General features: G+C 73.0%; 10 protein-coding genes. 3 read left to right on the plus strand and 7 right to left on the minus strand.

Features of this window, described 5'->3' with window-relative positions; genetic code table 11:
• Positions 1-128: 128 nt before the first annotated feature.
• The 3 genes from ACYU7L_RS11190 to ACYU7L_RS11200 are packed head-to-tail and all read left to right on the plus strand — an operon-like array spanning position 129 to position 6,410.
• On the plus strand, positions 129-5,051 hold the full coding sequence (locus ACYU7L_RS11190; protein WP_460796317.1) for an NAD-glutamate dehydrogenase: 4,923 nt from the start codon (positions 129-131) through the stop codon (positions 5,049-5,051).
• Positions 5,052-5,091: 40 nt separating this feature from the next.
• Positions 5,092-5,619, plus strand: coding sequence for a hypothetical protein (locus ACYU7L_RS11195; RefSeq protein WP_460796320.1), 528 nt, complete (start codon positions 5,092-5,094; stop codon positions 5,617-5,619).
• Positions 5,616-6,410, plus strand: a complete 795-nt coding sequence (locus ACYU7L_RS11200) for a glycosyltransferase family 2 protein (protein WP_460796322.1) — start codon at positions 5,616-5,618, stop codon at positions 6,408-6,410. Before ACYU7L_RS11195 ends, ACYU7L_RS11200 begins: the two co-directional genes overlap by 4 nt.
• Here the strand turns inward: ACYU7L_RS11200 and ACYU7L_RS11205 are convergent.
• The 7 genes from ACYU7L_RS11205 to idi are packed head-to-tail and all read right to left on the minus strand — an operon-like array spanning position 6,373 to position 12,110.
• The gene (locus ACYU7L_RS11205; protein WP_460796324.1) at positions 6,373-7,266 is read right to left on the minus strand and encodes a prenyltransferase; all 894 of its coding nucleotides are present in this window, start codon (positions 7,264-7,266) and stop codon (positions 6,373-6,375) included. The genes ACYU7L_RS11200 and ACYU7L_RS11205 overlap by 38 nt on opposite strands.
• The gene (locus tag ACYU7L_RS11210) at positions 7,263-7,568 is read right to left on the minus strand and encodes a lycopene cyclase domain-containing protein (protein ID WP_460796327.1); all 306 of its coding nucleotides are present in this window, start codon (positions 7,566-7,568) and stop codon (positions 7,263-7,265) included. The genes ACYU7L_RS11205 and ACYU7L_RS11210 overlap by 4 nt, the downstream gene beginning before the upstream one ends.
• Position 7,569: 1 nt before the next feature.
• Complete coding sequence (locus tag ACYU7L_RS11215) at positions 7,570-7,923, minus strand: lycopene cyclase domain-containing protein (RefSeq protein ID WP_460796330.1); 354 nt, start codon at positions 7,921-7,923, stop codon at positions 7,570-7,572.
• Positions 7,920-9,554, minus strand: coding sequence for a phytoene desaturase family protein (gene crtI, locus ACYU7L_RS11220; protein WP_460796333.1), 1,635 nt, complete (start codon positions 9,552-9,554; stop codon positions 7,920-7,922). The genes ACYU7L_RS11215 and crtI overlap by 4 nt, the downstream gene beginning before the upstream one ends.
• A complete protein-coding gene (locus ACYU7L_RS11225; protein WP_460796335.1) occupies positions 9,551-10,465 on the minus strand; it encodes a phytoene/squalene synthase family protein in 915 nt (304 codons plus the stop codon). The genes crtI and ACYU7L_RS11225 overlap by 4 nt, the downstream gene beginning before the upstream one ends.
• Positions 10,462-11,529, minus strand: a complete 1,068-nt coding sequence (locus ACYU7L_RS11230; protein ID WP_460796337.1) for a polyprenyl synthetase family protein — start codon at positions 11,527-11,529, stop codon at positions 10,462-10,464. Before ACYU7L_RS11230 ends, ACYU7L_RS11225 begins: the two co-directional genes overlap by 4 nt.
• Complete coding sequence (gene idi / locus ACYU7L_RS11235) at positions 11,526-12,110, minus strand: isopentenyl-diphosphate Delta-isomerase (RefSeq protein WP_460796339.1); 585 nt, start codon at positions 12,108-12,110, stop codon at positions 11,526-11,528. Before idi ends, ACYU7L_RS11230 begins: the two co-directional genes overlap by 4 nt.
• Positions 12,111-12,172: the final 62 nt, after the last annotated feature.

The following is a 12,172-nucleotide window of genomic DNA, read 5'->3' on the forward strand; positions in this document are numbered from 1 at the left end:
GTCCCGCGAACGGGGCTTTCACCCTCCACCTGCCGCGAGAGTGTCGCGGTGTTACACGTGCCGGGCGCGAGATCGGTGTCCGGTGCCTCGTGTTGTCCCGCTCACACCTGCGTCCTAGGGTCGGGGGCGTGCCCATCACCCTCGAGGACGACAAGGCAGAGCTGCTCCGGAGGGCCACCGACCTGGCCCTGGAGGACACCACCCCCGGCGGTCCGCCGCGGGAGGACGTCGCCGCCCTGCTGACCAGCTACTACCGCCACGTGGCGCCGGAGGACGTCTGCGACCGCAGCGACGTCGACCTGATCGGCGCGCTCGGCTCGCACTACCGACTCGCCGCGCACCGCCCGCAGGGGACCGCACGCGTGCGCGTCCTGACCCCGTCGATGGGCGAGCACGGCTGGACGGCGTGCGGTCACTCGGTCGTCGAGGTGGTCACCGACGACATGCCCTTCCTGGTCGACTCGCTGACGATGGCGCTGACCGGCCAGGACCGTGGCGTGCACGTGGTCGTCCACCCGCAGTTCGAGGTGACCCGCGACGTCGCCGGCGAGCTCCGCTCGGTCGCCCCCGCCGAGGAGGGCGTGGTGCCCGGGGGGAGCGAGGACCCGGACCGCTCGGGCGCGATCCCCGGCGGGGAGACGCTGCGCGAGTCGTGGATGCACATCGAGATCGACCGGCTGCCCGAGGACGAGGACGTCTCCGCCCTCGAGCACCAGCTGGAGAGCGCGCTGCGCGACGTCCGGGAGTCGGTGGAGGACTGGGACAAGATGCGTGCCCGGGCGCTGCAGATCGTGGCGGCCGTCGAGCAGTCGCCGCCGCCGCTGCCCGCCGAGGAGCTCGAGCAGAGCCTCGGGCTGCTGCGCTGGCTGGCCGACGAGCACTTCACCTTCCTCGGCTGTCGCGACTACGACCTGGTCCGTGAGGGGGAGGACGACGTGCTGCACGCCGTACCCGGCTCGGGGCTGGGCATCCTGCGCGCCGACCCGGACCTGAGCGATACCGCGCCGCTGCCCCCCGAGGTCGCCAAGCGGGCCCGCGAGAAGACGCTGCTGGTGCTCTCCAAGGCCAACTCCCGCGCCACCGTGCACCGCCCCGTCCACCTCGACTACGTGGGCATCAAGCGCTTCGACGCGGCCGGCGACGTGGTCGGCGAGCACCGCTTCCTCGGGCTGTTCTCGAGTGCGGCCTACACCGAGTCGCTGACGCGGATCCCGCTGCTGCGCGAGAAGGCGCTCGAGGTCCTCCAGCGGGTCGGCTTCGACCCGCGCAGCCACGCCGGCAAGACGCTGCTCTACACGCTCGAGAACTACCCGCGCGACGAGCTCTTCCAGACCCCGGTCGACGAGCTGGCCCCGATCGCCGAGGCCGTGATGTACACCCGCGAGCGGCGCCAGCTGCGGGTCTTCGTGCGTCGCGACACCTATGGCCGCTACCTCTCGGTGCTCGTCTACCTCCCGCGCGACCGCTACAACACCGGTGTCAGGGAGAGGTTCGCCGCGATCCTCAAGGAGCGGCTGGGCGGCGACAACATCGAGTTCAACGCGCGGGTCGCGGAGTCGGTGCTCGCTCGCGTGCACTTCGTGGTCCGCCCGCCGGCGGGTCGGCTGATCGAGGAGGCCGACATCGAGGACCTCGAGCGCCGCCTCGCGGAGGCCGCCCGGTCCTGGCGCGACGACTTCATGGCCTCCGTCGTCGGCGAGTACGGCGAGGCCGTCGGGTCGCGGCTCGGGCGTCACTACGCCGGGTCGTTCCCCGAGGCCTACAAGGAGGACTTCTCCCCGCACACCGGTGCGGCCGACGTCGGCCGGATCGAGCACCTCGGCCGCACCCAGGGCGACGAGGGGCTGGACCTGACCCTCTACCGGCCGGTGGGGGCGGGGCCCCGGGAGGGGCGGCTCAAGGTGTTCCGCACCGGGGCGCCGCTCTCGCTGTCGCAGATCCTGCCGATGCTCACCTCGATGGGCGTCGAGGTCGTGGACGAGCGCCCCTACGAGCTCGAGGGGCTCGCCCGCCCGACCCACGTCTACGACTTCGGTCTGCGCTACGACACCGAGCCGCCCGCCGGGTCCAAGGAGCTCTTCGAGGAGACCCTGCTCGCGATCCGCGACCAGGCCGCGGAGATCGACGGCTTCAACCAGCTGGTCCTCGCCGCGCAGCTGAGCTGGCGCCAGGTGACGGTGCTGCGCGCCTACGCGAAGTACATGAAGCAGGGCGGCACCCCCTTCGCGCTCTCCTCGATCCAGAACGCGCTGATCGGCAACGTCGACATCACCCGGCTGCTCGTGCAGCTCTTCGAGGCGCGCTTCGACCCCGGCCGGGGGACCGTGGGCGCGACCGACGAGGCGCGCCGGGCGCGGATGGACGAGGTCGAGCAGCGCATCGAGCGGGCGCTCGACGACGTGGTGAGCCTCGACCACGACCGGATCCTGCGCTCCTACCTGATCCACCTCCGCAGCACCCTGCGCACGAACTTCTTCCAGCAGCGCAGCAGCGGCGGCTGGCACCGCTACCTCTCCCTCAAGCTCGACCCCTCCGGCATCCCCGATCTGCCCGAGCCGCGGCCCCGCTTCGAGATCTTCGTGCACTCCCCGCGCGTCGAGGGCGTCCACCTGCGCTTCGGGTCGGTGGCGCGCGGCGGGCTGCGCTGGTCGGACCGGCGCGACGACTTCCGCACCGAGGTGCTCGGCCTGGTCAAGGCCCAGATGGTCAAGAACACCGTGATCGTCCCGGTCGGGGCCAAGGGCGGCTTCTACTGCAAGCAGCTGCCCGACCCCGGCGACCGCGAGGCCTGGATGGCCGAGGGGATCGCCTGCTACCGCACGTTCATCTCGGGTCTGCTCGACCTCACCGACAACCTCGTCGACGGCGACAACGTGGCGCCGCGCGACGTGGTCTGCCACGACCCGGCCGACTCCTACCTGGTGGTGGCCGCGGACAAGGGCACCGCGACGTTCTCCGACATCGCCAACGACGTCGCGGCGAAGTACGGCTTCTGGCTCGGTGACGCGTTCGCCTCGGGTGGCTCGGTCGGCTACGACCACAAGGCGATGGGCATCACCGCCCGCGGCGCGTGGGTATCGGTGCGCCGCCACTTCCGCGAGATGGGCATCGACTGCCAGAGCGAGGACATCACGGTCGTCGGCATCGGCGACATGTCCGGCGACGTCTTCGGCAACGGGATGCTCTGCTCCGAGCACATCCGCCTGGTCGCCGCCTTCGACCACCGCGACATCTTCCTCGACCCCGACCCCGACGCGGCGGCCTCCTACGCCGAGCGGCGCAGGCTCTTCGAGAAGCCGCGCTCGAGCTGGCGCGACTACGACCCCGAGCTGATCTCGGAGGGCGGGGGCGTGCACAGCCGCACCGCCAAGTCGATCAAGATCACGCCCCAGGTGCGCGCCGCGCTCGGCCTCGACGACGCGGTGGTCAAGCTGACCCCGGCCGAGCTGATCCGCGCGATCCTGCTGGCCCCCGTCGACCTGCTGTGGAACGGCGGGATCGGCACCTACGTCAAGGCGTCCACCGAGTCCCACGCGGACGCCGGCGACAAGGCCAACGACACGATCCGGGTCGACGGCGGCGAGCTGCGGGCGCGCTGCGTGGGGGAGGGCGGCAACCTCGGCCTCACCCAGCGGGGCCGCATCGAGTACGCCGTGAGCGGGGCGGACGGTCGCGGGGGGCGGATCAACACCGACTTCATCGACAACTCCGCGGGCGTCGACACGTCCGACCACGAGGTCAACATCAAGATCCTGCTCGACCGGGTCGTGGCGGCCGGGGAGATGGCCGGGGAGGAGCGCGACGAGCTGCTGGCGTCGATGACCGACCAGGTCGCGGACCTGGTGCTGCGCGACAACTACGAGCAGAACCTCGCCCTCTCCAACGCCGCCAGCCTGTCGACTCCGCTGCTGCACGTGCACGAGGACTGGATGAAGCGCCTGGAGCGCGAGGGCCTCATCGACCGCGACCTGGAGGCGCTGCCCTCCAGCCGGGAGGTGCGCCGCCGGCTCGAGGTGGGCGAGGGGCTGAGCCTGCCCGAGCTCTCGGTGCTGCTCGCGTGGACCAAGATCGCGCTGGCCGACGAGCTGCTGGCCTCCGACCTGCCCGACGACCCGTTCCTGCGCGCGGACCTCTACGCCTACTTCCCCGAGAAGATGCGCCAGGGCTACCGCGAGCAGATGGACGAGCACCCGCTGCGTCGCGAGATCGTGGTGACCCAGGTCGTCAACGACCTCGTCAACGGCGCCGGGATGACGTTCTGGCCGCGGCTGGAGGGGGAGACCGGCGCCTCGGCGGCGGAGCTCACCCGTGCCAACTTCGTGGCCCGCGAGATCTACGGCTCGCTGGCGCTGCGCGACGAGCTCGCGTCGTACGACAACGTGCTGGACGCGCGGGTCCAGACGCAGATGCGCCTGGAGATGCGCACGCTCGTGGAGCGGGCTTCGCGCTGGCTGGTCAACAACCGGCGCCCGCCGGTGGACTCCGAGGGCGTCGTGGACTTCTTCGGCGTCACCATCCAGCGCGTGGTCGCGCAGCTGCCCGAGCTGCTCACCGGGCACGAGCGCCACGCCTTCTCGAAGCGGCGCGACGACCTCGTGCAGCGGGGAGTGCCCGAGGAGCTGGCCACCCGGGTGGCGGTGCTGCCCCCGGCCTACATGCTGCTCGGGGTCGTGGAGACCGCGACCCGCGAGGGGCTCGACCCCACCGAGGTCGCCCGGGTGCACTTCGCCGTCGGCGAGCGGCTCGGGCTGCCGCCGCTGGTCAGCCGGATCCTGGCCCTGCCACGGGAGGACCGCTGGCAGACGATGGCCCGGGCCGCGCTGCGCGACGACCTGCACGCCGTGCACGGCCAGATCACCGCCCAGGTGCTGGCGTCCACGCCTCCTGGCGACGCGCCCGAGGCCCGGGTCGCCGCCTGGGAGGCGCCCGGTGGGCCGCGCGCCGAGCGGGCGACCGACACGCTCGAGGAGATCTGCGCCGACGACGGGGCCGACCTGGCCCGGCTGTCGGTCGGGCTCCGGGTGGTGCGGGGGCTGCTGGTCGGAGGCTGAGCGGGGAGCCGAGTGGGGGCGCTTGGCTAGGCTCGACGGCGTGTTCCGTCCTGTCCTCGCCGGTGACCTGATGCGGGTGGCGGCTGCGCTCAGCGTCGTCGTCGCCGCCGTGCAGTACGGCGCGGTGCCGGCGGCGCTGTTCTTCCTGGTCCTCGGCGGGGCGATGGTGCCGCGGGCCCTGGGAGCGCCCTGGGGCCTCGACCTGGCCTACGTCACCGCGCTGCTCCTGGCGGGCTGGGCCGCGGTGCTCGACCTCTATCGGAGCGTCCCGGGGCTCGACCTCGCGGTGCACGCGGTGGCCACCGGGATGATCGCGCTGATGGTGCACGTGCTGCGCCTCAAGATGGGCGCTCCCGCCGACTCCTGGGCGACCACGGTGTCGCTCGCGCTGGTCCTCGCGGTCGTGTGGGAGGTCGGGGAGTGGTGGGGCCACCTGACCCTCGACGACCGGATCCAGGTGGGGGCCGCCGACACGCTCAGCGACCTGGTGGCCGGCGGGCTCGGTGCCGTGGCCGCCCTGTGGCTCTCCCGGGCCCCCGTCCCGGTCCGGCAGCCGGCCTCCCGGTGAGGCCCACCGTCTCCGTCGTGATCCCGGTCCGCGACGACGCCGACGCGTTGGCGCGCTGCCTGGCCCGGCTGGCCCGCCAGCGGGTCGCCCCGTTCGAGATCGTCGTGGTCGACAACGCCTCGAGCGACGACAGCGCCGCCGTCGCCGCGTCGTACGGCGCGCGGGTGGTGCGGGAGCCGGTGGTCGGGATCCCCTCCGCCGCCGCCACGGGGTACGACGCGGCGCGCGGCGACGTGATCGCCCGCTGCGACGCGGACTCCCTGCCCGGAGCACGGTGGGTGCAGCGCATCGCCGACCGGATGGGCCAGGACCCCGGGCTCGACGCGGTGACGGGGACCGGCTGGTTCCACGACGTGGTGCCGGTGTGGCGGTGGGTGCTGGAGCTGGCCTACCTCGGCTCCTACTACCTCTTCACGCACCTCGCTCTGGGCCACACCGCGCTGTGGGGCTCGAGCATGGCGCTGCGGCGGACCACCTGGGAGGCGGTCCGTGCGGACGTGCACCGCGACGACCCCGAGCTGCACGACGACATGGATCTGGCGTTCGTGCTGGGACCGAGCCGGCGGATCCGGCTCGACCCGCTGCTGCGCGTCGGCGTCTCGGGGCGCTCGCTGCGCGGCCGGGCCCAGCGCCGGCGCCGGCTGGAGCGGGCGAAGCGCACCCTGGCCGCCAACTGGGCGGTGGCGCCCCCGTGGATCCGCTGGCAGCAGCGCCTCACCCGCCCGCACCGCCCGATCACCCGACGAGCGGGCCTCAGCGGAAGAGCGCGTCCCAGAGGAAGAGCTGGGTGATCAGGAACCCGCTCAGGTAGTTCAGCCACAGGAACCGTCGCCAGCCGGCGTTGGCCTGCATGCACTCGCCCTCGGTGAGGGTGAGGAACGGCGCCACGTTGGCGAGGTAGGGCAGCGCCAGCAGGGCGCTGAGCAGCCACGGCCAGCCGGTGGTGAGCAGCAGCGCCGCCGCCGCGACGTACGCCGCGGCTGCGAAGCGCACCGTGGGGGCGGCGCCCAGGACGGTGGCGATCGACGAGATGGATCCGCCGCGATCGGCCTCGATGTCCTGCACGGCACCGAAGGCGTGCGAGGCCACGCCCCACAGGAAGAAGCCGGCCAGCGCGGCGAACGCGGTCCAGGTCAGCGGCGCCCCGGCCAGCGCCAACCCGAGCACCGCCGGGCTGACGAAGTGGGTGCTGGAGGTGAGCGAGTCGAGGAACGGTCGCTCCTTGAAGCGCAGCACAGGCGCGGAGTAGGCGATCACCGCGAAGACGCTGACGGCGAGGACGGCGTGCGAGGCGGGGGAGCCGAGAGCCACCAGCGCCACCAGGAAGGGCAGGTTGAGCAGGCCGGCCAGCCACAGCGTGAGCCGGTGTACCCGGCGATCGAGGACCACGCCCTCCATCCCGCCCTTGCGGGGGTTGCGGATGTCGGACTCGTAGTCGAAGACGTCGTTCACGCCGTACATCAGCAGGTTGTAGGGCACGAGGAACCAGATCGTGCCGAGCACCAGCGTGAGGTCGAGCCCCTCGCCCGCGAGCAGGTAGGCCGCCGCGAAGGGATAGGCGGTGTTGACCCAGCTCAGCGGGCGCGAGGAGCCGACGACCTGGCCGAGCAGCCGGGCGGTCGACCGGGGGGCGAGGTCGGTGCTCATCGCCGGCTCCCGCCCAGCAGGAGCCACAGCGAGGGCAGCGCGGCCACGACCGCCACCGGCCAGGCGAAGTCCTCGATCGGCGCCAGCCCGATGTGCAGCCCCGAGATCTGGTCGTCGGAGTAGCGGAACAGGTCGAGGCCGATCATCAGGTTGTCGAAGACCGCCGTGAGCACCAGCAGCACGACGGCGGTGATGCCGGTCGCGGTCCACCACACCCGGTCGGGGCTGCGGCGGAGCACGGCGATGAGCAGGACGACCAGCGCGAGGCCGACGAAGAACGCGGAGAGGCTGAGATAGGTCATCTCAGGCCACCGCCCGATGGGTCGGCGCGGGCCGAGCGCCGCGCCGCCGCAGCACGTGCAGGGCCAGTCCGTGCACGACCATCGTGTGATAGCAGAGGAACACGATGAAGAAGAGCTCCTCCAGGGGCAGCTCGGGCGCCAACTCGATGCCGGTCATCGCCGACGACTCGCCGCGGGCATAGATCTCGAGGGCGATCGCGACCAGGTCCCAGGCGAGGAACAGCACCAGGCCAGCCCCCAGCACGATCAGCGCCCGGCCCGGGCGCGCGAAGAGGAACAGCGTCCAGCGCCGGTCGACGAGCCCCATGCAGAACGTCGAGGCGAGGATCGCGAGCAGGTAGAGCCACTCGGTCATGCGGCCCCTCGTCCCGGAGCAGGCGCGGCGGCCCCCGCGGGCCCGGTGGAGCGGTCGCCGCGCAGCCGCTTGAGCACCAGCTCGGCGCTGATCAGGCACATCGGCAGGCCGATGCCCGGGATCGTGCTGGAGCCGGCGTAGAAGAGACCGTCGACGCGCTTGGACACGTTGCCGGCGCGCAGGAAGGCGCTCTGGCGCAGCACGTGCCCGGGCCCCAGCGCCCCGCCGGACCAGGCATTGAGGTCGTGGTCGAAGTCGCCGGGGCCCACCGTGCGGCGCACCTCGATCCGCTCGGCCAGGTCGGGGATCCCCGCCCAGGCGGCGACCTGGGCGATCGCGGCGTCCGCGATCTTCTCGACCATCGGGTCGCCTGCGCCGTCCACGCCGCCGCGGCCGAGCGTCACGTCGGCGGGCACGGGCACCAGCACGAAGACGTTCTCGCAGCCGTCGGGGGCGACGCCGGGGTCGGTCGCCGACGGCTTGCAGACGTAGGCCGACGCCGGGTCGGGCACCCGCGACGGCGAGCCGAAGATGTCGGAGAAGTTGGCGTCCCAGTCGTCGGTGAAGAACAGCGAGTGGTGCTCCAGCTCCGGCAGCCCGCCGCGGACGCCGAGGTAGGCCAGCACGGCGCCGGGGCCCGGGTCGCGACGGTCCCACCACGTCTGGGGGTAGGTCTGCAGCGACTCCGGCAGCAGCCGGGTCTCGACGTGGTGCAGGTCGGCGGCCGCGACCACGACGTCCGCGCTGAGCTCGCGCTCCACGCCGTCGGCGCCGCGGTGGACGACGCCGGTGGCGCTCGCCCGGGAGCCGCGCCTACGACGAGCACCCGTCGGTCCCAGACCGGCGACCGGGGCGGTGGTGATCGCGGTGACCTCCGCGCCGGTGCGGATCCGCACGCCGTGGTCGCGAGCCAGGCCGGCGATCGCGTCGATCAGCTGCGTGAAGCCGCCCTGGGGATAGAGAACGCCGTCGGCCAGGTCCATCCAGCTCATCAGGTGGTACATGCTCGGCGTCCGGTCGGGCGAGGAGCCGAGGAAGACAGCCGGGTAGCCGAGGATCTGGCGCAGCCGAGGGTCGGAGAAGCTGCCGGCGACATGGGTGGCCAGGGAGCGGGTGAGCAGCCGGGCGAGCCGGGGGCCCCGGGCGAGGATGTCGCGGTGCAGCAGCGAGCGCGGTGACTCGAAGCTCGTGTAGAGGAAGCGCTGCACGGCCATGTCGTAGGTCTCGCGGGCCGAGGCCAGATAGCTGCGCAGCCGGCCACCGGCGCCCGGCTCCAGGGACTCGAAGAGGGTGACGTTGGCCTCCTCGGAGTCGCGGATCTCGACGGGCTCGTCGTACTTCTCGAAGAAGACCTTGTAGCCGGGGTCGAGCCGGACCAGATCGAGCTGCTCGGCGGCCGAGGTGCCCATCAGCTCGAAGAAGTGCTCGAAGACCTCGGGCATGAGGTACCACGACGGGCCGGTGTCGAAGCGGTAGCCGCCGCTCTCCCAGGAGCCGGCCCGGCCGCCCACCTCGTCGCGCTGCTCGAGCAGGTCGACCGACCAGCCGTCGCGGGCGAGCAGGGCGGCGGTGGCGAGCCCCGAGATCCCGCCGCCGATCACGATCGCGGTGGGGGCGGGCGGGCGGCTCATCGGGCACCTCTCAGCAGGGAGGCGGCGATGACGCGCGCCTTGACGGGGTTGGGGACGCGGACCCGCTCGGTGCGGATGCGCGTGGCGGGCACCCCGCGCATCCGGCGCGAGAGCTCGGCGAAGAGGGCGTGGGCGGCGCAGACGGCGCGGCGGCTGCTGTCGGGCAGCCGGGGGATCACCCGGGCGGCCGCCGCGAGGTCGGCGTCGATGTCGTCGAGCAGCGCGTCGCGCTGGGCGTCGGTGAGCCGGGCCGGGTCGAGGTCGGGGAAGTAGCGGCGGCCGAGCTCGTGGTGGTCTCCGGCCAGGTCGCGCAGGAAGTTGATCTTCTGGAACGCCGCGCCCAGGCGCTGCGCGCCGGCAGCCAGCTCGTCGTAGCCCGCGGCGGCCGCCGGGTCGGTGACGAACGCCCGCAGGCACATCAGCCCGACCACCTCGGCGGAGCCGTAGATGTAGCGGGCGAAGCTCTCCGGGTCGTGGCGGTCGACGACGAGGTCGGTGCGCATCGCCTCGAAGAACGGCGTGATCAGCTCGGCGCCGATGCCGCACCGACGCGCGCTGCGGGCGAACGCGTGGACGACGAGGTTGGCGCTGTGACCCGACCCCATCGCGGACAGCGTCTCGGCCTCGAGCTCGTCGAGCAGGCGGGCCTGCGCCTCGTGGGTGCCGCCGGGGCGGGGGGCGTCGACGATCTCGTCGGCGACCCGGACCAGCGCGTAGACGTTGCGCACGTGGGTGCGGATCGGCTCGGCCAGGAGCCGCGACGCCATCCCGAACGACGTGGAGTAGGCGCGGATGACGAGCGCGGCGGTGGCCTCGGCGACCTCGTCGTAGGTCAGGTAGGCCGGGGCGACCCCGTTGCGGGGGGACGTCCCGGCTCCGGCGACGCGCTCTCGAAGGCCCATGCCGCTCATGCTGCCCCCTTCAGGAGCTCGTCAGACATGGCGCCGACCCAGTTCGTCAGATCGACGGCGCCCAGCTCCGCCGCCTGGGCGACGGCGGCCTCGAGGTAGCCCTGGGCGAGCTGCTCGATGAACGCGCGCGAGCCGCCGGCCTCGAGCGCGCGTCGTACGACGTCGGCCTGCTGCTCGCTGAGGGCGGGGTCGCCGAGGTGGGCCGCGATCTCGGGCCAGGTCGTGGTGGTGCGGGCGTGCACGATCAGCGGGGTGCGCTTGCCCTCGCGCAGGTCGCCGAGCGCACTCTTGCCGGTGCGGGCCGGGTCGCCGAAGACGCCGAGCAGGTCATCGAGGAGCTGGAAGGCGACCCCGAGCTGGCGGCCCACCTGGCCCAGGCCCGTGACGGTCGCCGGGTCGGCGCCGGCGAGGACGGCACCCGCCTGCATCGGCAGCTCGAAGGAGTAGACGGCCGTCTTGTGCTCCTCCATCGTCAGCACCTCGCCCAGGGAGGGGCCCAGGGACGGGTCGGCCCGGCCCAGGTCCAGGCTCATCCGCACATCGGCGAGCTCGCCGACCGCCGAGACGTGCAGCGCGTGGTCGAAGAGGTCGAGAAGGGCGCGGATGACCTCGGGGGGAGCCGGGCAGGTCGCGACGGTGCGGATGGCCGCGGCCAGGGCGAGGTCGCCGGTCAGGAGGGCACCGGCGACGGCGTAGCCCCGCGCCGCGCGGGGCTCGGCGCCGCGCTCGCGGATGTCACCGATGAAGCGTCCCGGCACGCTCGGCCGGCCCCGTCGGGTGTCGTCGCCGTCGATGACGTCGTCGTGGATCACGAAGGCCGTGTGCAGCAGCTCGACGGCGGCGCCGACCGCGGCCACGGCGGCGCGCGCCTCCTCGTCCGCGTCGGGGACGAGGCAGTCGTGGACCGCTGCCACCAGGGCGGGGCGGAAGCGCTTGCCACCGCGGGTCGCGTCGGCGAGGGCCGTCCAGAGCGCCACGTGGTCCTCGCCGAGGGTGGCGCCGCGAGCGGCTCCATCGGCGAGCACCCGGTCGAGCACGCCCTGGACGTCGGCCGGGGTGGTCATCGTGAGCCTTCGCCCGCGGGCCAGCCGGCCGCCTCGATGCGGGGGAGCTGCTCGAGCAGCCACGGGCTGAGCGCCCAGGGGGCGGCCTCGGCGGCGGCCCGGAGCTCGTCGATGCTCACCCAGTGCAGGTCCATCACCTCGTCGGGGTGCGGGGCGGGGGAGCCGGTGGTCCGGGCGGCATAGACCGGGCACACCTCGTTCTCCACGATCCCCGAGGCGTCCACCGCGCGGTAGCGGAAGTCCGGCACCAGACTGACCACGTCGGTGACCTCGAGCCCGAGCTCGTGGGCGGCGTAGCGCTGCAGCGCCTGCACACTCTCCTCGCCCGGGCGGGGGTGGCCGCAGAACGAGTTGGTCCACACCCCGGGCCAGGCGCGCTTCGACAGCGCGCGGCGGGTGAGCAGCAGACGGCCGGCGTCGTCGAAGAGATAGCACGAGAAGGCCAGATGGAGCGGGGTGTCGAGGGTGTGCACCTCACCGCGGGGGGCACTGCCGATGGGACGGCCGTCGTCGTCGAGCAGCACGACCTCGTCGGCCGGCTCCTCACCGGTGGCTGCCCGCCGGTCGGTCGAACTCGTCATGGGATCCCTCGCTCCATCGTCGGTGCCAGCGAGATTACTAGATAAACTAGTAACTCGTAAAG

The sequence above is a fragment of the Nocardioides pacificus genome, from assembly GCF_054775955.1.

Excerpts from the sequence above, each read along its gene's own strand:
- ACYU7L_RS11225 (WP_460796335.1), bottom strand. The coding sequence starts at position 10,465 with ATGAGCGGCATGGGCCTTCGAGAGCGCGTCGCCGGAGCCGGGACGTCC.
- ACYU7L_RS11230 (WP_460796337.1), bottom strand. The coding sequence starts at position 11,529 with ATGACCACCCCGGCCGACGTCCAGGGCGTGCTCGACCGGGTGCTCGCC.
- crtI (WP_460796333.1), bottom strand. The coding sequence starts at position 9,554 with ATGAGCCGCCCGCCCGCCCCCACCGCGATCGTGATCGGCGGCGGGATC.
- ACYU7L_RS11215 (WP_460796330.1), bottom strand. The coding sequence starts at position 7,923 with ATGACCGAGTGGCTCTACCTGCTCGCGATCCTCGCCTCGACGTTCTGC.
- ACYU7L_RS11205 (WP_460796324.1), bottom strand. The coding sequence starts at position 7,266 with ATGAGCACCGACCTCGCCCCCCGGTCGACCGCCCGGCTGCTCGGCCAG.
- idi (WP_460796339.1), bottom strand. The coding sequence starts at position 12,110 with ATGACGAGTTCGACCGACCGGCGGGCAGCCACCGGTGAGGAGCCGGCC.
- ACYU7L_RS11210 (WP_460796327.1), bottom strand. The coding sequence starts at position 7,568 with ATGACCTATCTCAGCCTCTCCGCGTTCTTCGTCGGCCTCGCGCTGGTC.